This is a genomic window from Chitinophaga sp. YR573, assembly GCF_900110995.1.
In the GTDB taxonomy this organism is placed as follows: domain Bacteria; phylum Bacteroidota; class Bacteroidia; order Chitinophagales; family Chitinophagaceae; genus Chitinophaga.
The window spans coordinates 4,151,410-4,172,984 of the sequence record NZ_FOJF01000001.1; the positions used below are offsets into that span (position 1 = coordinate 4,151,410).

Consider the following 21,575-nt stretch of genomic DNA (forward strand, 5'->3'; position numbering starts at 1 on the left):
GCCTGGGGATTGGTAGTCGCACCTACCATCTGATATTGAAATTAAGAGTTCAGTTTTTCTCAACCTTTCCATCTTTGTAAACGCTGTATTCTTCTCCATCGGCTTTTTGCAAAGTCACCTTTCCGTTTTCAAATTTATCCGCATAGGTAAACTCAGGTTTTACAACCATTTCGTTCTTATGGTTAACGTATCCCCATCTTTGAGGTTCAATCATTACTGCCACCATTCCTTCATTTGCTACGCCAGCATCCCGATACACTATAGGAATCACAATTTCACCTTTAAGGTTAATCATACCGTAAAGATTATACATGCCTACACGCAAAAGACCATCTTCAGCCTTATCGGCTATGTATTCATAGGTAGGTGCTACAATTTCTTTTCCTTCAAAATTTACCAGCCCTAATTTGTCAGCTTTGTTCACCTGGCAAACACTATCAGTAAATACTGGATACACACCATCGTAAATGAAGGGAACTATTATTTCCCCTTGTCGGTTAATAAGCCCCATACTAATAGGTTTTCCACCCGTATCCAGCTTTAGTACCGTGAAATACTGCGTGAGGCTGTCGCCGGCAGAAACGGTTATATACAACGAATCTTCACATATCCAGGAGTTGCTATTTTTATCCATGTATCCCTTTATCTTTTCGCGTACAATGGGAGTTTTTTGTGAGCTGTCTTTAATTTCCTGAGCACAGGAAATAGCAGAAATGCACAACAGCAGAAAAATGTATTTCATGTTTTTATTCATCATCATTAATTGAGGTTTTCAAAATTCACAGGTGATTTAATCTTTATGGGATATGATTTTGTTACTGAAGACATAAAAAGCTTAATCGTTGGATACAAACCTCAAAAAAAATCCCTGGCGAATTTAAGTAGATATAAATTCGCCAGGGATTACCGGATATTCGTGGTGATCTTTTTTAAATCCGCATTAATGCCTCAGGTTTTTCACTGGAAGCGTAAGCAAAACACTAGTACCTCTGTCATTGGAGGTAATTTCTATGTTGGCCTTCATTTTATTCTCTTTCGCTAATATTTCCAAACGCTCTTTGGCTATTGTTCCCGACAAAGACTGATGGTTGGCTTTCGCATTAGACGTATTACCCCAACCCTTTCCATTGTCGGTTATTTTTACTAACAATTGATTTTCCTGCGGGGAAATTTCTAATGATATCCATCCTTTATTAGAATGATTACCTATGCCATGGATAATGGCATTTTCAACGAAAGGTTGAATCAGCATAGGAGGAATTAATATTGCTGATGTATCCGTATCCGGTGTTGCGATTTCGTATCCGAAAGTATATTCGAAACGCATTTGTTGCAAACTCAGATAGTTTTCTATGGCATCTAATTCTTCGTCGAGCGGAACATAGGTTTTTCGGCTTAGTTCTAAGCTGCTTCGGAGCAATTTGCTGAATTGGCTTAGATATTTTATCGACTTTTCCTTTTCATCAAACCGGATAAAACTTTGCAGTGCCGATAAAGTATTAAAGATAAAATGCGGCTCCATTTGCGTTCGTAGTAATTGTTGTTGGAGTAGGATTTTCTCCTTTTCCTGTTTTTGTCTTTTTTGCCGTTGGATAAAATAAAGCAGCATGGCCCAGGAAACTGCAAGTAGTGCCAGTAATCCGAAAATAAACAACAATAGCTTATTGTTTTCAAGACGCTGTGTTGTATAATCAATTGTTCGGTTAAGGCTATGAATAGACCTGTCCTTCGATTGTAACTGGTAAATAGTGGCCATCTCTTCAGTAGCCTGAATACCCGAATTTATGAGAATGTTATCTTTTAGTTCTGATAGCTCGTCTGCTTCTTTTTGAGCTCTGATATTATTACCTATGGCAAAATAATAGTGCATTTTAGCCTGTTTGTTCAGGCATTTTTCATAAGAAGAAAGTCCATGTAAATGTTGGTATTCAATTTTATCGGCATCCTTAATTGAGTGTGCAGCTTCGGAGAATTGCCGGGTTCGAACATATAAATCAATAAGATTGGCTAAGGTGATATAGCTGTTTCTTACTGCATTCTGTTTGTCGGGATTGGCCAGTAAATTTTCTGTATCGTACTCTTTTACCAGATTGTAATAACGTATTGCAGTATCATACTGATTGGTTAATGAGTAATAGGTTGCCGTATTTTCATTAGTAAATCTGATTTGCATTAAGTCTTTTGTATTCTCAGAAATATTCCTTAGTTCTTTTAGGTAAAAAAGTAGTGAATCTGTGTTGTAAATACCGCCCTCTGCACAAGATGTAAATAATTGTGAATATGCCCGGAAATAGTAGTTGTAGTGGTTATTCGGCAGTTTTTTCAAAATATTTAGCGCGAGCTGGTTTTGTTGAACGGCCTTCTGGTACTGATTGATTTTTTTATTATCCTGAGCTGCATTGAGCAGGCAGATTACCTTGGATAAAGGTTTACTTTGAAGTGAATCATCGTTCATTATTATGGCAGCAGATTTATTGAAATAATACACTGCCTGATAGAACTTATCTTCAGTTTCTGCGATTAATCCGGCTCCATTGTAAATAGTAAATTTCAGCTCATTAAATTCTTTTTCCCTTTCTATCAGATCTAAAGCGATATTAATGTGGTATTTCGCACTATCAGTATTGGATTTTACCAGATTTTTGGCAATATGATAATGAATGAAAGCTAAACTAGGACTACTTTCAGCGAAATCTTTTTGTTTGAGTTCACTTGCCCAGAAAGCGAGTTTATCCACCTGTTTATTTTGGTCGAGGCTGTCGTTTATTACCTCTAGCCTTTTCAATAATTCTTCCGGAGCGGTTGATGCATTTTCGGGTTTCGATTGACAGGAAATTACCAGAAGCGGTAAAAAAAATAGAACTGCTCTGTTCATTATTTAAAGGGACTTAAGTGATCTAAAATGAACTCTTTTCTACGCGTAGCAACAGGGATTTCAGAAAGGTCTTTCATTATCATTACGCCTGTTTTCAGATATTTGTCAATAAAGTTTTTGTTCACGATATAGGATTGATGTGTTCTTATAAAAAAATCACCGGGTAAGAGGTCTTCGTAATATTTTAAAGGTTTGGAAGCAAGTACTTTTTTATTGTTTTCAAGGTGAATTTGGGTGTAAGAACCCTCTCCTGAAAGATATATTATTTCATTCAGCCGTATCATTTGCAAACAATCTAATGATGTGATGCAGATGATATCGTTCATCCCAATAGGTTTTGCCAAACCATGTTCTTTTAGAATATTAATCTGACCCTGATAATCAGTATGTTTAACTTTCCTAAGCTTTTGTATCGCTATGGAGAATTCTTCACTGTCTATTGGTTTCAGAAGATAATCCAATGCTCCATATTTAATGGCTTTTATGGCAAAATGATTATAAGCGGTGATGAAAATAATATGAAAAGCAGGTTCATCCAGCTGATTAAGGATATCGAAAGCGGTACCATCGGCCAACTGAATATCCATCAATACTAAGTCAGGTTTTGTGTTTTTTATCATTTGTAAGGCTTCCCCAACTGTAGCCGCTGTGGCTTCTAACTTTAGACTTTTTTCTTGCGAAACCAACCATTCCAGCTCTTTTTTTATCGCAGGCTCGTCTTCTACAATTAATGTTTTTATTTGGTACATGCAGGAAATTATTAATACCTAAAATTAGGCTTTAATCATGGTTGTTTATTGATTTTAATTATCCATAAAGACGTAATCCTCATTAAATCATCAAATTTATAATCCTGTTTTCCGGTTAGTGAGGATTGAAGTACCACCTCTTTTGCTGATTGGCTGCAGAGAATGTTGGGGGAGTGTTGTAGAATTGACCGGGGTTTGGTTGGGGTTTGAAGGGTGGATTTCCAAAGAAGTTTCATCCTGTCTTCTTCTCATGCAATGAAGAAAAATGAATCTGGATTCTGCTTTAATTTTTTCAGTGTTAAAGCTTTCTTCCAGATATTTTTCATCGTTTCTTCAGAATTAGTTTTTCGCAAAAGTTTCAAAAAAGTCTGTATTCCAATGTTTTGTACGGTTTCAAAGTATTCAATAGAAGCTTTATTGATTATAATTCATACCTTATTGCTCTAGTTTATTAATAAGATTTTTTATTTCAGGGATACTTAATTCTGTTTTTGTTTCGGTTTTTAAAATATTTTCTAACGCTTTAACATGGGCCGTTTTTAAAGCATTCTCAGCTTTTGTTTCCTGATCAGGAGTTACACCAATATGTTCCCAATTGGTATGACTTACTGATGATGTAATTTTTCCTGCCGGAACAAGCAACAAATATTGATCCTGAATAATAAAATTGTCTACGGGATTGGCTGCGCCACCCGTTCTTTCACCAATTATTTCAGCTAATTTATTTTGCCGTAAAAAATAAGCAAGTGCTTCACCTGCAGAAAATGTTTTATTGCTGGTCAGAATATATATCTTTTTATGAAGGTATTTCTGTCCGGAAACCTTTGATTGTGTGCTGTTTTGGACGGTTTTATTTGTATGCCTGAAATAAGTCGTATACAGGTTGGTTTTAGTATTAAAAAAATAACTGCAGAACAGGAGAAGCATTCCGTTATCTCCTCCACCGTTTTCCCTAAGGTCAAGGATCAGAGAATTGGTATTGGCAACAAAATTCATTGCAGATGCTAATACTCTTGCACTTGATTTAGGGTCTGCAAACCCTTTGAAATTAATATAACCGATATTGCCTTCTAATCTTTGAACATTTTCAAATCCAAAATTTTCAAGACTGTTTTGAAAGTTGTATAATTTCTCCCTTTCTTTCTCATTTATCTTCTCTTCGGGAGTATAATTTTCGATATATTTAACGAAAAAATGCTTGTCTTCAATACCTGTTCTTAACTTTTCGGTAAGCAACACTGCGAAGTCTTTTTTACTTACATTATCAAAAGCCCCTTTTTTAACTTCACTTTGAAATAAAGAGTCTACTTTTTTATAAGCATTTCCATCAATATAATATTGCTGTACCTTTTCTGTAATATCAGACAGTACTTTTGTATTGTTATCTCTCTGTGCATAGGAGATGATAGAATGAAAGAGGAAAATCCCCGTAAGTAATTTTTTCATGAAAACAGAATGTAATATTTCCACAAAAGTATTTCAATGAATAGGATATAAATTGTAAAAATGGAAACTTAAATAAATAACCAGATATTATTCTGTTCCGTATCTACATTTTCAAAAAACTTTTTGGGGCTTATTTTGGTAAGTTCCTTAAAATCTTTAATAAGATGCGACTGGTCATAAAAAAGATTTTCATAGGAAAGTTCTGTGAGATTCTTTACTTTTTTATTTGAGATCAAGGCTTTTCGGAATCGCTGAATCTTTCTGTATTCAGAAGAAGGTTTGCCTAAATATCTTTTAGATAATTTATTTAAATATTGTCTTGTAATGCTGCTTTTTGTAGCAATTTCTTCTATACTAAGTTCAGACTCAAAATCAGAGACTATTGTATAAGCAAGCATCAAATCTTTCAGCTTGAATTTCAAAAGCAAATAGTTTTCCAGCCACTGTATCTGTGTCTTCCTGTCGGACTCTTTTAAGATACGATCCATTATTTCTTTAAAATCTGAATCCTGAATTTTATCTTTTAAACCTATACTCGTATCTGCCTCAAAGAAGTGATAAATTCCCAACGGTTTAAAGTACACAGTAACTTCATTAATAGACTGCTGATAAAGGATTTCTGTAGGAACAGAGCATCTGGAAACAAAATCAATGATCAGATTTTCTGATGAAGATTCATGAATTTCCAACCATCCTTTTTCCTGAATTATAGATGCATTCTGGCAGGCTGACAAAATAAAATAGTTGTCTGGAAATGTAAGATATCTGATCGGCAGTTGAGATTCATCCTTTAACATGAAATAATAACCTTCGATATATTTTTTAAGAATGGGATGGATCGGCTGATAAAAATTGACTTTCATATAATGAGCTTGCTTAACCATTTAGGTTATAAAAGAAGTTCCGGGAAAAATAGGAACATTCCCGGGAAATAAAGATACAATGGATAATGATTACGGATAGAAGAATACGCCAATGTTTTAGAATATAGGTTGTTTCATCCGATTGTGGTTCAGTAATGTTCATCCCTTTTTGACATAGACAGGCTTTAAATCCGGTTACCATAACCAGTAGGTGCCGTTCTGTTCAGCTCCGCTATTCGCAGCCTTACATCACGGCACCTGCTGGTTGGTAATTAGTTACTCCGTTCCGGCAAAGAATTACAAGGCCATCGCAAAGGATTTTGCCGTCATTTCAAGTCCTCTCTTCAGATCATCCGCATTCATAACAGGAGAAAATTCAACTTTGGCATTCAAGCTGACAAAAAACGGTTCTGCAATAGAAGGGATCTCGGATGGGTCATGAAGCTCAAAAACCATTATGCAGGCTCTGCACCCATCAATAGTTGTAAAATAGGAGGACTCAGGATGGACTCTGTCCATAGTGGAATTGATAATCTCACTGAGAGTACCATCTTTGATAGCTTTGTTTGACGCAATTACATCCATCGTCACTCTTAACATTGTACGCATGTTGTTGTGTTTTTGATTTTTAAATAAAATGTTATGTAGAAATTAAGCAAGTATTACGCTTCACTAATGCGCCACTTTGATATACCCCCAGCCTTCTCTCTGTTTAGTGATTATTTCATAAATGGCATCCGGTACAACGTTAACACCCGGGATCAGTTCACTGGCATCTTTATTATTCCGCTTCATGGTAGCACCACATACTTTTACGCTCACTTTTTTATTGTTCAGCAGCTCCGTAAGGGCAGGGGTAATTTTTGATTTATCTTTCAATACCATATCCAGTGCATCACCATAAACGGCTACCTCCAGCTGTGCATCCGGACTGCCTTTCAAAATACCATTCAATTGCCGTATCACCGTGTTATGATCCTCTACTGATTTACTGGTAATATCAAATATTACTTTGTAATCAGCCTGGGCATAAGATGCGAGATATCCAAGCAAATACCCAACAAGTATGAACAGCTTTTTCATGATCATATTTTTATTTGAAATGATGAATATTAACGGGCATTCTTTTGATGAAGAATAGGACCAAAAGGCCCGTATTTATGTTGTTGCTCAGAAAAGGTATCGCCGAACGGTCCAAAAGGATGATCTGCCGGTTTGGTGCTTATTACTGGCCAGTCATCAGGGAATACTTTAACAGGACGTGGTTGTGAATTTACAAAGGCGGCCACATCCCAGGCTTCCTCATCCGTTAATTGCGCAGCGCCAAACGGCATATTGTTTTTTACATATCCGGCAAATCTCGATAATCTGTAAAGGCCGGCACCTGTATTATAAGTTTTCTCTCCCCACAAAGGCGGGTACACGTACTCAACAGCATCTGCAGATGATTTCCCATCGCCATTTTCTCCATGGCATTTACTGCATTGCTGCACATATACCAGCTTACCTTTTGTGGTATCCGCACTTCTTTCCAGATACACCATTTCTTTTATTCCGCTTCCTGGTGGTTTGTATCCTTTAGGTACATCTTTCCCCAGCCATTGTATATAGGCTACCATGGCCCTGAGCTCCCGGCTGTTGCTGTCAAGCGCTTTACCATCCAGACTGCGGATCAGGCAATCATTCACTCTTTTGGCAATCGATTCAACGGTACCACTTCTTTCCCTGAATTTCGGGTAGGTAGATGCTGTGCCGCCATAATTGTTTCCCCAGCTTTTAGTGCCCGCCTCCAGGTGGCAATTCTGGCAGTTCATACCATTGCTGATGGCCGCTATTTTTCCTTTAGGTCCCAGGTATACGGAGGTATGCGCAATAAGGTCCCGGCCATACCGGATCATTGCGCCATTTGGTGTATGCGGGATCGTACCCGTATCGGGAGCTATCCATAACATCACCATTGACTTTTTAACATGATGCTTGCTGAAAAACAGCTTAATAACAACCAGGATCAATCCCAGCAACAACATGCTCCACAACACCCGGAAAGAAATCTGTTTCATCCCGCAAAACAATAGCCGCAATTCCGTTCCTGGGCACGACCAACAGCCCACACACCAGAAGGCACCAGTTGTATCCCCGGTAAGATTCCTTCAATCCATTCTTTTTTTACCTCAGCAGCATCGAGCGACATGTTTTGTGCCACCACTGCACTATACACTGTTATCGCCATGTTACATACACAGAATAATACACCACTGTCCTGTAGTTCATTGATCCCAATGGCTACGTCTCCAACGCCCGGAACTTTAAAATCTCCCGGTTTAGGCTCCCAGAAAGGATTTCTGACTGCCGGAGCTTTTGTGGCAGGATCATCTGCCTTAAATAGTTCTCCGAATTTATACTTGGCCCATAGCTCACTTTTCATCGCATATGGAATCGCGTCGTGACGTAATACCACCACCACACAACACTCTTTTTCGGGTGTGCCCGTAGCTGCATTGGTTAATAAAAACACTTTAGGCCAGGCAAAAGGCAATATATCGTGTGGACGAACTACATCCAGCACCATTTTGTGTTTCCCCTTGATTTTATTCACCCATGTTTCGGGGTCTTCAAGGCCAGTATTCATTTTTTCCGGGGAGAACGCTGCCTGCAGGTCCAGAGGAACAAAAGACGGCACAGTAAACACTGTTGCCCCTGCGATGATCTTCCCGAGAAAATCGCGGCGATTGGTTGATTCATTTTCAGTATAACTCATATGGTTGCTATTTTGATGAACGTATAGGATCAGCTATTAGCAATAGCATGCAGTTAATAAAACGGCTTTAATGGAAAACGGGGATTTCGAAGAGGAGATGCATTTTCGACATCATTAATACGAATTAACCGTATTAATAAGGGGAATTACAGGTGATGCTAATTTAGGAAAATAAGAGTGGGGACTATCGGATAAAAGTGACAAAATTTAAATTCCCAACGCCTGTTCCAGACTGCTTCGGAAACCAGGATATTCATGCGGCAAACATCCCGCGAAATGCCTGAACTCATTGATAAAATGGGTTTGGTCGCTGTACCCGAACCGGCTGGCCAACAAACACCATTGAAAATTCTTTTCTTTTTCTATGTATTCAATCGTTCGCCGGAAACGAACAATGCGACAAAATGTTTTCAGATGAAGCCCTGTTTGTTCCAGGAAACTTCTTTCTAAAGTACGTTTAGTAAGATAGGTTCCCGATTCCAGTTGCCGAATGGTAATATTCCCATCTGCTGCATATATCAACCGCATCGCCTCGTTCAGATTTCTTGAATATTTTCTTTCACTTAACAACTGGCGGATAAAAAATGCTTCCAGGATAGCAATCTGTTGTTCTCCGTTACTGCATGCTCTTATCTGCTCCCCTAATTCATGTAATTGACAACCGGCAACAACCGACAGATCAGTACTTTTATTTGTGAATTTTGTTGCCGGAATATGGAAGAGTTTAAAGCAGGCACCTGGTTTAAGATTTACCACCAGGTTTTTCATTCCCGTATAAATGCAGAATTCACAAATAGTATCGTTCGGGCCTATAATGCTGTCTGATCCTATATATTCCTTATTGGTAATATCATAAACCTTATCCGGTGGGCCTAGATTAAATACGAGGTTTTGGATAAGGTGCGGCAATATGGTCATCTTCCGGCTGGCTTCCTCCTGGAAATCACTTTCCAGGATCAGGTAAGAAAGTATATAATCCTGTAACGATCTGTGTGACCGGAAAGATTGCACCTTAAACATATTCAAACGCTTTACCTGAAATTCAGCTTATAAATTATGGAATATTTGTGAATAAAGGGCCTAATTTATTACAAATCAATCTATAAGGTGAAATTTAAATGATTAACAAGGGTATGCCTGGTTTCTGATATTGCCTTTTCGGGTAAAGTTGATGCCTCCTTTAAGTAGGGCTATGCCTACCATAACCTGTCTAAAAGTTTTCATTATTCAGTATAGACTTTACATGATCAGAAGTGTGTCTTTTGCATCAGTACCCTACCCCGTCTTCTGTCTACATTGCCCAAACCGGATTTTTTTTATAGATTTATCACCGAAATGCAATACCCCTCCATTTTACAACTGTATGGACCAGGACGGCTTTGAACAACTTTACCGGAAATACTACCAGTCGCTTTGCTTCTTCGCAAGGAAGTTGCTGAACGATACGCATGTAGCCAAAGAGCTGGTACAGGATGTCTTTCTGAAAAGCTGGCAGAAAAAGGAGGGGTTGGAAAACGATCCCGACAGAGTACGGGCTTTCCTGTACCAGTCCGTAAAAAATGCATCTCTCAACTACCTGCGCGGTACTACCCGCCGTATCTCCCTGGAAACACAATGGGCCAGCACACAGGAAGAAATGGACCCGGATATAAGCAATGCAATAATAGAAGCAGAAGTCTATCGCGATATCCTGCATGCCATAGGCCGGCTACCAGATGAATGCCGGAAAGTAATAGAGCTGAGTATGAGCAGCAGCAAAACATCCGAAGAAATCGCAGAACTGCTGGGTATAAGTGCCAGTACTGTACGTAATCAGAAGCGGCGGGGGTTGCAACTGATGCGTCAATTCCTTAATTTTCAAACCTTCCTCGTTTTTCTTTCTATGTTTAAACAACACCCTTAAAAAAATAATTTGCCTTTGTTTAGACAAAAGCAAAACGACGGTGTATTATTTATAAGAGCGAGGCTGAAAAGCTGTTAACGATGAACGACGAACTTCATATAGGAAACCTTATCAGCAAGGAGCTGGCAGGTGAAATCACCGAAGCTGAATGGGCAGAACTGCAGTCCTGGATCGCTGCGCGTTCAGCCAATGCGGAATTGTTTGACAGGGTTAAAACCGTACTTGAAGAGCCGGAAAACCATCCTTTCAGGGAGTTTGACCCGGAAGAAGGATGGCAAGACCTGATGAAAAGGAGGAGGAAACCACTCAGGACCATCATAATACGAATAGCCGTGGCAGCATCGCTGCTGGGTGCCGTAGTATGGCTGGGAACACGTCAGCACGAGAACAAAATTACAATCAGGAAACAAGGGATCGTTCTGACTGGCCCGCATGGACAAGAAGTCGTAATCAATAACAACGCAGACACCACATTCAGAATCGGCAACGGTAATGCGAACGTTCAACCAGGTATGCTCAGCTTCGAAGATAACATCAAGGAAGCCCCTATTGAACAATTCACCTTACGCGTTCCTGTGGAAAACCGCTATCAGCTACGCCTTCCGGACGGCTCGCAGCTCTGGCTCAATGCCGGCTCTACGGTGCGTTTCCCTAACCGCTTCGCAGCAAATGAAAGAAGGATATCCATTCAGGGGGAGGCCTACCTTGAAGTCGCTCAGGAATCCGCTCATCCTTTTGTAGTCGAAACGGCAGGTATGAACGTAACTGTTTTGGGTACCGCATTTAACATTCGTGCCTATGGGGATGTTAATACAAAAAAGGTATCACTGGTATCCGGAAGTGTAAAAGTCACTACAGATGCAAAAGAGGTAACGCTTAAACCAGGACAGGAAGTTGGCAGTACATTTCAGGTGGCTACCGCGGATATGGAAGCAACCCTTGCCTGGAAAGACGGTCTGTTCATTTTCAGGGGTGAAAGTCTGCAATCTATTATGGAAGACATCGCTCACTGGTACGGTGTGAATGTTGTTTATCAGGGCCAGTTGCCGGCCGATAACAGGCTTAGTGTAAAAACAGAAAGGAATATCCCTTTGAATCAACTGTTATCTATGCTATCAGCCACAGGCAGCGCAAGTTTCAAAATAGAGAGGGACAGAGTAATTGTTCTGCCCTATAATGGAGAGATCAGCCAGTAATTTAATTAATCTACCAACTATCGCTTAATGATGAAAAATGTTTCAGGCTCCTGCCTAAGGAGCAGGGGGAGGTCATGTCTATTATTTGTATTGTTCACATTCATGAGTCTTTCCGCCAGTGCAAGGCAGGGAGGAATAACACTTGATTTGCATAACACCGCAATTACAAAAGTCTTTTCAGCAATCGAAAAACAATCCGGCTACGGATTTATTTACAATGAAGGAGCGTTACGTGCTATTACTGTTGATATACAGGTAAAAAACGCACCACTCACAACGGTGATGGAAACCGTATTAAACAATCAGCCATTCAGCTATTATATTTCGGGTAAAAATATTGTAATAACACCCCGTCGTAACAACGGTAACACACCACAGGCAGATAGCCTTATAGATATCAGCGGTCTGGTAATGTCTGCAGATGGAGGAGCCCTGGCTGGCGCTTCCATCAAAGTGAAAAACAGTACGCTCATTACAAATACCAACTCAAAAGGTAGTTTCACATTATCCGGGGTACCACACAATGCTGTGCTGGTAGTAACTTTTCTCGGTTTTGCAGAACAGCAGCATAAGGTAGCTGCTAAAATGGTCATCATGTTACAGCCGGTAACGGCAGAGTTAAAAGGTGTAACTATCAATAAAGGATATTATACTGAGCAGCGCCAGTTATCCACCGGTGCAGTATCCTCTATCTCTTCTAAAGAGATCGAGAAACAACCGGTAGGGAATGTAATGCAGGCGCTTGAAGGGCGTATTCCGGGGATGGTGGTAAGCCAGACTTCCGGTGTTCCGGGGGCACGTCTGAACATCCAGGTTCGTGGCCGTACTAACTTCGATCGTGATATTACTTCAGATCAGGCACTTGTTATTATTGATGGTGTGCCTATGGCGGGCGCTAACACTTCTATGAATAATATCAGCGGCCCATTCGGTGTAATAACCGGAGAAGGATTGAGCGCATTGGCAGGAATAAATGTAGCCGATATCGAAAGTATAGACGTATTAAAGGATGCAGATGCTACTGCTATCTATGGTTCCCGTGGAGCAAACGGAGTGGTGCTGATTACAACCAAAAGGGGAAAGGCAGGGCAGATGAAGATAGATGCTAACGTATACTCAGGTATAAGCCGTGTTACCCGTATGGCAACCATGCTGAATACTGAACAGTACCTGGCTATGAGGAATGAGGCATTTGCAAATGATAATGTCACTAAAACAAACGCGAACGCTGCTGACTTACTGCTGTTTGATCAGACCCGTTACACCGATTTTGGGAAGATGTTCGCCGGTAGTTCAGCTTCCACAACAGATGCACAGGTGAATGTTTCGGGTGGTAATATGACCACGCAATATCGTATGGGTGCAGGATATCATAAAGAAGGTACCGTATGGCCCGGTGATTTTTCCAGCGACCGCCTCTCGCTCAACTTCAATACCTATACAACATCTGCCAACAAGAAATTCTCAGCTGGGTTATCAGGTGTGTATTCGATGAGCAAGAGCAATCTTTTAGCGGCAGATTTAGCCAGCGCTATTCTTCTTCCTCCAAATTTTCAGATTTACGATGCAGCAGGAAATCTTGCCTGGAACGAAGGAGGCTACAATACCGGACGTGACAATCCAATGTCACAGCTGAAACAAAAATACCTTGCCAACATGAACAATTTCAACGTGAACCTTCTGTTGAATTATAATATTCTGGATGGCCTGGTACTCCGTAGTAGTATTGGGTATAACTATACGGCAACAGACGATAAACGTATGACACCAATGGCAGCACAAAACCCTGCAAAGGCCAGCCTGGCAGGGTTTGCTACTTTTGGTTCCGGCAATTTCAAAAGCTGGATCATAGAACCACAGGCAGAATATACCAGGCAGATATGGAAGGGTAAGTTGACAGCCCTGGCAGGTGCTACTTTTAACAAGACAGAGAAGATCAGGCTAACAACTACAGGGAATGGTTATTCAAATGATGATCTTATCGGGTCTCTGACCGGAGCTGCGACCTTCAGCGCTACCAATGCTTTTGAACAATATAACTATCAGGCTTTCTTCGGACGTTTTAACTATAACGTAGCTAATAAGTATATCGTCAACTTTACCGGACGTCGTGATGGATCCAGCCGTTTTGGCCCTGAATACCGGTTCTCAAACTTTGGTGCAATAGGTGCTGCGTGGTTATTCAGTAATGAGAAATGGGCCACGAATATACCTTTCCTTAGTTATGGTAAACTACGCGGTAGCTATGGTATAACAGGTAATGACCAGATCGGTGAATATATGTATCTCGACACCTGGGGCGTAGGTACATCGTACGGAGATTCTACCACACTGTTGCCTACCAAACTTTTTAATCCGGACCTGCACTGGGAGAAAAGTAAGAAAAAAGAAATCGCACTGGAACTGGGTTTCTTCAAAGACAGGCTGATGCTGACTACTTCATTTTATCATAACATCTCTTCCGAACCACTGGTAAGTTATCCTGTAACCCGTACTACCGGTTTTTCTACTATTTTATCCAACCTTACAGGAGTGGAAGTTGTGAACAGAGGATGGGAGATTACCCTCACATCACGCAACATAGACGGCAAACTCAAATGGACAACAGATTTTAATATTACTATTCCAACGAATTATCTGAAGAAATATCCCAACCTGGCAACCTCCAGTTACGCTACCAAATATTCTATTGGCCATTCTCTGAACCAGGTAATGGCAATGCAGTTCCTTGGTGTAGATCCAACTACTGGCTTGTATGCTGCTAAAGACCAGAATAATGACGGAGCCGGGGGAACACTTGATTTTGTTCCAGGAAGGAATACCGATCCACGTTATTATGGAGGAGTGAACAATACCTTCAGCTACAAAGGATTTGATCTTAGTTTCTTCTTCCAGTTTACCAAACAGTTGGGTACCAGCTGGAAGGGAAATAACCTCTATAATCCACCAGGTATGGCTTACAATGTACCGGCAATGGCATTGGACAGATGGAAGGAGCCGGGACAGGTAACTGATGTGCAGAAATTTACAACTTCAGCTGGTCAGATTACCGGTTTGCAGGGCTTCTATGCTTTCCGCTTCTCGGATGGTGTACTTACAGATGCATCGTTCCTGCGTTTGAAAAACGTGAATCTCTCTTACAGTCTGCCAGCTTCATGGCTTAACGTAGTTCATGTCCGTTCCTGCCGTCTGTATATGTCGGCGCAGAACCTGTTCGTAATTACTCCATATAAAGGAGGAGATCCTGAGATCCAGAACTATACAAGAATGGCACCGCTGCGCACAATCACAGGTGGTTTACAAATTTCACTCTAATTACTCAACTATGTTTAAGAATCGATATAAAAAAATATTGCTGATCACATGCCTTCTGGCAAGTGGTTGTACGAAATTTGTAGAGGTAGACAAACCCATTGATACGATTACAGCGGAAGAAGCTTTTGCTACCGAAACTAAAGCCGCTTCTGTAGTACGTGGATTATATAATAATATGGTGAAGACTACCAACTACGCTTTTGGTGCTGCGGTGTCGGCTGGTCTGGGTGCCAGTGCAGATGAATTCATCGTATCTTCTACTACCTCTGCCTATGCCGAACTTTACAACAACAACATCAATAGTTCCAATACAGCCACTACGAGTTATTACTGGGGAGCTTTTTATAACCTGATTTATGTAGCTAACCAGGTGATAGAAAACGTACCGAAATCAGCCGGTATCTCAGAAGCAGCTAAAATACAATTCCTGGCAGAAGCACGTTTTGTAAGGGCAGTGAATTACTTCTACCTTATAAATCTGTATGGAGATGTGCCTTTGATTTTAGGGACTGATTATGTAACCAATACCAGGACACTCCGTACCCCTATGGTACAGGTATACACGCAGATCGTGGAAGACCTTCAATATGCACGTGCCAACCTGGGGGAAAGTTATATGGGTACACAGCGTATCCGTGCCAACAGGTTTACCGCTTCTGCTTTTCTTGCAAGAGTATATCTCTATCAAAAGAACTGGACGGATGCTGAGTTGATGGCTACAGAAGTTATTGAAGCCCAGGCGGGTGGTACACCGTTGTATCGCCTGGAAACCACACTGAACAATGTTTTCCTGCTCACCAGTAAAGAGGTAATACTACAGCTGATGAACCCCGGAACAAGTATACCTACATGGGATGGGGCCGCATTTGTTCCCGGAACGGCTACTGCAGTTCCCAATTATCAGATCACTCCCGGGTTGTATAGCGCTTTCTCCACTGGTGACCTGCGTCTTAGCAACTGGATCAAAAGTGTGAATATCACTACAGCAGGTGTTACGAAAACGTATAGTTATCCATATAAATATAAAGTGATCAGCGGTACTGCTACTGTCAAAACAGAAGCACTGGTTTTCCTGCGCCTTGCAGAAATGTATCTCATTCGTGCGGAAGCAAGGGCTGAAAATACTGATCTGAGCAATGCTATCAGCGATCTGGATGTTATCAGAAGTCGCGCAGGATTGTTAACACCTACAGATCCGGCGATTACACAATCAGACCTGCTGGATGCTATTGCCCGCGAGAGAAGGCTGGAAATGGTTGCTGAACTCGGCCATCGCTGGCTGGACCTGAAACGTACAGACAAGGCCAACATCGTACTAAAAGACAAGCCTAACTGGAGTACCAACGACCAGTTATACCCAATACCATTTGCTGACATACAGGCGAACCCATTGATTAAACAGAATGATGGATACGACTTCTAAAACTTGATTATTATGAAACGATACTTATTATTAGCCGGAAATATGCTTGTTATGGCGCTGTATACCAATGCTCAGGACAGCACAGCCTTTACCATTCATGGAAAAATGAATCCTTCCCGTAACAACGCAGGCATTATGATGATAGCAGGGAGTTATAAACCAGTCAGAACAACGGTGAAAGATGGAGAGTTCTCTGTTTCCGGATCATTAAAAGAACCGGGGTTTGCAATGATCCGGGTGGGTGATGGAATACCTGCAGATTATATCCAGGTATATATTACCGGTGGAAAAACAGTGGAGCTGATTGCCGGCGATTCCATCAAATATGCAAAAGTTAAAGGCAATGAAAAAGCTGTAGAATACCATGACCTATATTCTAAACTGATACCTGTGCAGAGCGAAGAGGTTAGCCTGAGGAACCGCTGGATGGCTATCCCGGAGGCTTCCCGCAGGGATGAAGAGGGGCGTAAAATTTCTGCAAGACGCAGAGAACTGGCTCAAAAACAAAAGGACCTGACCTATACCTTCATCGATAAACATCCAAAGTCAACACTCTCCTTTTACCTGTTGAAGACGACAGCAGGTATGTTCATCAATTACAGCGAAGTGATGCCGCATTTCCAGAAACTGGATGTAACACTGAGAACATCTGCCGATGGAATGGATTTCGAAAAGAAGATCAATGGATCAAGGAATATGCAGGCTGGTACTCCGGTGAAAAACTTCGAATCCACCACTCCGGAAGGAACGAAACTGTCTCTCCGGGAAGTAATGGATAAAGGTACTTACACCCTGATTGACTTCTGGGCCAGCTGGTGTACACCTTGCCGCGCAGAAAACCCTACCGTTGTAAAAGCATACGAGCAATTTCACCCAAAAGGGCTGAACATTATAAGTGTATCACTGGATGATAAAGCTGAGAGATGGAAAGCAGCGATCCAAAAAGACGGTATGCCATGGTATCATGTATCATCACTGATTGCAGGGTTTAAAGATCCGATAGCGCAGATGTATGGTATCAATGCTATTCCTCAGAATGCCCTGGTGAACTCCAAAGGAGTGATTGTAGCTGTGAACTTACGTGGAGATGCACTGCTGGATAAACTGGAACAAGTGTTTGCGCAATAGTCCTAACCTATCTATCCAACACATACCAACCATCGCAGGTAGGCTGGAATAGATGCCTACTTAAACAAAAGCCTCCCGGTTTAAACCAGGGGGCTTTTTTATAGCATTAATTAGTTTTTGCAAAATCCGGATACCTGTTCAATAAAAAGGTTTTTAACTCTACCAGTTTATTGGTATTAATTAAGTCAACACCACAACTTAATAACTCTTTCCAGACTTTTGTATTTTCAGGGGAAGCCCACAGCCGTACTATTTTGCCATTTTGATGGGCTATTTGTACATATCTGCAAAGATTTTGTTTTTCTTCTTTTGATAATGTTTCTTCACTATTCCTGCTCAGTATCCGTCCATACCGGCAACTGGCTATCGGAAACAAATTTGCAGGGTTCTTTTCTTTTGCCATCTGTATTAAGTCTTCATCAATAAAAACATACCGGCAATCCAGGCTTTTTATAGTCCGGACAGGCTTGTGTCCGGTTATCACAATAGTAACAGCACGTTTGTATAATGTTCCATTTTCATAATAGGATAAGAGGGATTCGTAACGGTGTAACAGGTCAGCTAATGCCTGGTAGGTTTTTTCAGGGTCACTTTTTATGTCTATCATTAAAGTAATCCGCGGATAATTCATCCCCATACTATCATTTTTAAAATGATCAGACAAAGGATTAAGATATAATTTATCAAGTGTTCTGGAAGGCTGTAATACAGGTAGCATATGTGCTACCACAAGTTGCCCTTTCCTCAGGTATACATCTGCCTCTACATAAGTAAACCCATTGTCGAGCGCATCAAACAATGGTCGCTTATGCCAATAGTCATTATGGGCGTAAGCGTTTGGAAGAAATGTTGTGTTTTGTGATAGTGACGTATGCGGTAATAACAACAGTACCCAAATCGACAATAAGACGAATGGACTCCCGTTCACTTTAAAGGTGGTCATTGTAGGTTGTAGGTTTATTTACAGCAAACATAATCTTCGGATCGATATATATAATTTATAACTCATGAAATAATAGTTATGAAAATCTTATCTTAATGTTAGCACCTTCACTGACAATTTGAGTTGCTATCTTCTTCTTCAAATAATCCTGCTCTAAAAACAGATACTTTATATATTGATAATCAGTATGTTAATGAATTATGTAGACGTATTGTAGACCCGTTTTTTAAGACAGGTAAATGTTTTGTAGTATGTTGAAACTTGCAGGCTGTCGCACTGCATCACAAATTTGTGATGGCAAAAAAAATGAAAATGAAAAAAATAATTAGCCTGTGGTTTTTATTAATGGCGTTAACTACTGTCCTTAAAGCCCAATCCACACCTGTTTTGTTGCTGGCTTACGATGATTTCTCTGGTAACGGAACTGGTCTCACTTACTGGAAAAACGGGAAAACAATACCACTGACGGATGGTAAAGCAACGGCAGGGGCGTGTGCGATCACCGTATCAGGCAATGATGAATACGTGGCCGGTTATGAATACAACCCCGCAGGAGAACCTGTTGCTACTTATTGGAAAAACGGGAAAGCTGTCAGACTCACAGATGGTAAAACATACGGGAAAGCCATTGGCATTAGTGTGTCAGGTTCTGACGTGCATGTAATTGGAAATAACGGCCGGCTGGCTACTTACTGGAAAAATGGAGCACCCACCTCTATGGGAGAAGATACTAAACTATACGCTATTACAGTAGCCGGCAACGACGTTTATATGGCCGGTTCCCAGGTAAATGAGGCAGGGGAGTATGTCGCTACCTACTGGAAAAATGGGAAAGCAGTATCCCTCACAGAAGGGAAAAAGAGTGCAGAAGCACAGGCTATTGCTGTATCAGGTAACGATGTGTATGTATCCGGTTTTGCAATAAATGATGCAGGGAAAGAAGTAGCCATGTACTGGAAAAATAACCAGCCGGTCATACTTCCTGATGGCTGCGGAGCAAAAGCTATTGCTATAGCCGGTAATGACGTATATGTCGCCGGGTTTGACAGAAATGCTGCAGGTACGAATATTGCCGTTTGCTGGAAGAACGGGAAAGCAGACCTGCTGACTGATGGGAAAGAAGGTGCCGGTGTAAATGCTATAACTGTGCTTGGAGTCGACGTTTATGTGGCTGGTTATCTGAATGGCATAGCCACCTACTGGAAAAATGGAAAGGCAGTGAGCTTAAATAATGATATGCCGGGTAGGATAACAGGTCTGGTGGCAAAGTAATTAATACTTGTTAAAAGAAAGCCCTGCAAATTCGCCGGGCTTTCTTTTATTTAACTAATTCATACACTGGTAGCCTGTCTAAAGGTACTATCTGCTCTATTGTCGCCGGGCCTTTTATAATTTCGCCCTTATCACTTCTCCATTTCCCCTTCGGGAAATAAACTGATTTCTTCATGTCTTTAGTCAATACCGGGGCTACTAAAAATTTCTCGCCCAGCATAAATTGCCCTTTAACTTCAGCAAAACCCTGATTCGGAAATTCATATTCCATACTTCTCACAACTGGCTGCCCGTTTTTTGCAGACTCCTTTACCATCTGTAAAATATATGGTGTATACCTTTTTCTGGTTTCAACAGCTCTTTTCACTATTTCCAGGTTTGAGCTGCTTAGTACCCTCCATGGGGCAACAGAAAACTGCATCATAGGCATTAAAGCAGAACACTGGGCAGAACGGACAACAAGTTCCTCATCTAATTTATCTCTTCCAATGAAAGAACCATATTCCCCTCCACCTATCATATCAGGACATGTAAAATTATAACCAAGTAAACCAGCCACGGTTAAGTGAGGAATAAGTTTCTGCAAATCAATCCATGTATGCTGTTTATCCCGTAAACGTTGCACAAGCGGTTCTCCTGCCATTTTCCACATCGCACGATATTCATTTAATGGATAATTCAGACCAATCTCCCCCCATAACCGGCTATGTTCGTTGGGTGTTGCTTTTGTGAATGAAATTCCATCGGAGGGATAAAAATCAGCATCCCCGGCGTCAAACTTAAAACCATCAATGTGATAGGTTTTAATCATATAGTCCAACCTTCCGGTAAACCAATCTTTAGCTTGTGGATTTGTAAAATCCAAAACCGCACTGTAGCCATTCCACCAATTAATAATAGCTGGGTTCGTAGCATCTTTCCAGTTAGTTTTCCCGGCGAACAGAAGGAGTTTTTTATTTAACAGGTCTCTGAAAACTTCGGTGTCGGGAGATATAAAAGGGCTAACCCACAACATCACTTTAAAACCCATTTTATGCAAGCTGTCAACCATCACTGTAGCATTATCGAACCTGTCTTTTCTAAAATCAAAACGCCCATAGTAATCTGCCCAATTATCATCAATCATTAACACACCAGCTGGAAAACCGTTAGAGATAATAGCATTCGCATATTTAATAATATCGGTCTGATTCTGGTTATAAACCAACTCTATCCAGGTATTATATTGTGGCCTGGTAAATAAAAGTGTATCGGGCAACTTCTCTTTTGAAGGGAAATGCTTTTTGCTTGCGTTAATAAAAGCCTCTTTTAAATTATGGCCCATTGAATCAATTTCAATAGGCTGTGTTGCATTTAAAAACAACTGATCGCCTTTGACAGAAAATTCGAAAGGCGCATCACTCCATATATACCTGCCCGTGGTTGAAAGAAGTAGGGGAGATGCCTGGTTCCCACCAGTATTTGCATAAAGGTTAAATGAATATCCATCTTTGAAAGGCATCATTTGTCCTTCAGTTACAGTTCCTCCATACCAATTTTCACCACTTTTAATTTTTATTATATTGGGCTGAGCATATGAAGATTCCCATATTGAAAGGACTATTATAAAGAATGTAATATTTAATACAACTTGCTTTAGCCTCATGGTTTGAAATTATTAGATAATATTACTTCAATTAAGGGAACAAAGCCAGCGCAACCGGT

18 protein-coding genes are annotated in these 21,575 nt (G+C 40.7%); 6 read left to right on the forward strand and 12 right to left on the reverse strand.

Annotated elements, in window-relative coordinates:
- Positions 1-49 precede the first annotated feature (49 nt).
- From BMW86_RS17510 to BMW86_RS17555, 10 genes are all read right to left on the reverse strand, one after another.
- Positions 50-760, reverse strand: a complete 711-nt coding sequence (locus tag BMW86_RS17510) for a WG repeat-containing protein (protein ID WP_089783010.1) — start codon at positions 758-760, stop codon at positions 50-52.
- Positions 761-940: 180 nt separating this feature from the next.
- Positions 941-2,875: a sensor histidine kinase gene (locus BMW86_RS17515; RefSeq protein ID WP_089783011.1), complete on the reverse strand. Its 1,935-nt coding sequence runs from the start codon at positions 2,873-2,875 to the stop codon at positions 941-943.
- Positions 2,875-3,624 (reverse strand): LytR/AlgR family response regulator transcription factor, encoded by a 750-nt coding sequence (locus BMW86_RS17520; protein WP_089783012.1) that lies wholly within the window; start codon positions 3,622-3,624, stop codon positions 2,875-2,877. The genes BMW86_RS17515 and BMW86_RS17520 overlap by 1 nt, the downstream gene beginning before the upstream one ends.
- Before the next feature lie 435 nt (positions 3,625-4,059).
- Positions 4,060-5,070: a S41 family peptidase gene (locus BMW86_RS17525; RefSeq protein ID WP_089783013.1), complete on the reverse strand. Its 1,011-nt coding sequence runs from the start codon at positions 5,068-5,070 to the stop codon at positions 4,060-4,062.
- Between the two features lie 68 nt (positions 5,071-5,138).
- Positions 5,139-5,933 carry a helix-turn-helix domain-containing protein gene (locus BMW86_RS17530; RefSeq protein ID WP_177189290.1) on the reverse strand — a complete coding sequence of 265 codons (795 nt, stop codon included), beginning with the start codon at positions 5,931-5,933 and terminating at the stop codon, positions 5,139-5,141.
- Between the two features lie 297 nt (positions 5,934-6,230).
- The gene (locus BMW86_RS17535; RefSeq protein WP_089783015.1) at positions 6,231-6,542 is read right to left on the reverse strand and encodes a hypothetical protein; all 312 of its coding nucleotides are present in this window, start codon (positions 6,540-6,542) and stop codon (positions 6,231-6,233) included.
- A 63-nt stretch (positions 6,543-6,605) separates the two neighbouring features.
- Entirely contained in the window at positions 6,606-7,016 is a 411-nt protein-coding gene (locus BMW86_RS17540; RefSeq protein ID WP_089783716.1) for a DsrE family protein, read from the reverse strand.
- A 29-nt stretch (positions 7,017-7,045) separates the two neighbouring features.
- A complete protein-coding gene (locus BMW86_RS17545) occupies positions 7,046-7,993 on the reverse strand; it encodes a c-type cytochrome (RefSeq protein ID WP_255372939.1) in 948 nt (315 codons plus the stop codon).
- A complete protein-coding gene (locus tag BMW86_RS17550) occupies positions 7,990-8,691 on the reverse strand; it encodes a hypothetical protein (RefSeq protein WP_089783016.1) in 702 nt (233 codons plus the stop codon). Before BMW86_RS17550 ends, BMW86_RS17545 begins: the two co-directional genes overlap by 4 nt.
- Before the next feature lie 207 nt (positions 8,692-8,898).
- A complete protein-coding gene (locus BMW86_RS17555) occupies positions 8,899-9,711 on the reverse strand; it encodes a helix-turn-helix domain-containing protein (RefSeq protein WP_089783017.1) in 813 nt (270 codons plus the stop codon).
- A gap of 343 nt (positions 9,712-10,054) precedes the next feature.
- Here BMW86_RS17555 and BMW86_RS17560 point away from each other — a divergent pair, with 343 nt between their 5' ends.
- The 5 genes from BMW86_RS17560 (at position 10,055) to BMW86_RS17580 (ending at position 17,656) form a co-directional block, all read left to right on the forward strand.
- Positions 10,055-10,594 (forward strand): RNA polymerase sigma-70 factor, encoded by a 540-nt coding sequence (locus BMW86_RS17560; protein WP_177189291.1) that lies wholly within the window; start codon positions 10,055-10,057, stop codon positions 10,592-10,594.
- An 80-nt stretch (positions 10,595-10,674) separates the two neighbouring features.
- The gene (locus BMW86_RS17565; RefSeq protein ID WP_089783019.1) at positions 10,675-11,790 is read left to right on the forward strand and encodes a FecR family protein; all 1,116 of its coding nucleotides are present in this window, start codon (positions 10,675-10,677) and stop codon (positions 11,788-11,790) included.
- Positions 11,791-11,892: 102 nt separating this feature from the next.
- A complete protein-coding gene (locus BMW86_RS17570; protein ID WP_177189292.1) occupies positions 11,893-15,105 on the forward strand; it encodes a SusC/RagA family TonB-linked outer membrane protein in 3,213 nt (1,070 codons plus the stop codon).
- Between the two features lie 10 nt (positions 15,106-15,115).
- Positions 15,116-16,528, forward strand: coding sequence for a RagB/SusD family nutrient uptake outer membrane protein (locus BMW86_RS17575; RefSeq protein WP_089783021.1), 1,413 nt, complete (start codon positions 15,116-15,118; stop codon positions 16,526-16,528).
- A gap of 12 nt (positions 16,529-16,540) precedes the next feature.
- A complete protein-coding gene (locus BMW86_RS17580; protein ID WP_089783022.1) occupies positions 16,541-17,656 on the forward strand; it encodes a TlpA disulfide reductase family protein in 1,116 nt (371 codons plus the stop codon).
- Between the two features lie 106 nt (positions 17,657-17,762).
- Here the strand turns inward: BMW86_RS17580 and BMW86_RS17585 are convergent, their stop codons facing one another.
- On the reverse strand, positions 17,763-18,599 hold the full coding sequence (locus BMW86_RS17585; RefSeq protein ID WP_089783023.1) for a phosphatidylinositol-specific phospholipase C/glycerophosphodiester phosphodiesterase family protein: 837 nt from the start codon (positions 18,597-18,599) through the stop codon (positions 17,763-17,765).
- A 312-nt stretch (positions 18,600-18,911) separates the two neighbouring features.
- Between BMW86_RS17585 and BMW86_RS17590 the strand changes: the two genes are divergently transcribed.
- Positions 18,912-19,871: a hypothetical protein gene (locus tag BMW86_RS17590; RefSeq protein ID WP_143056606.1), complete on the forward strand. Its 960-nt coding sequence runs from the start codon at positions 18,912-18,914 to the stop codon at positions 19,869-19,871.
- Between the two features lie 46 nt (positions 19,872-19,917).
- Here the strand turns inward: BMW86_RS17590 and BMW86_RS17595 are convergent, their stop codons facing one another.
- On the reverse strand, positions 19,918-21,516 hold the full coding sequence (locus BMW86_RS17595; RefSeq protein ID WP_089783025.1) for a glycoside hydrolase family 31 protein: 1,599 nt from the start codon (positions 21,514-21,516) through the stop codon (positions 19,918-19,920).
- Positions 21,517-21,575 lie beyond the last annotated feature (59 nt).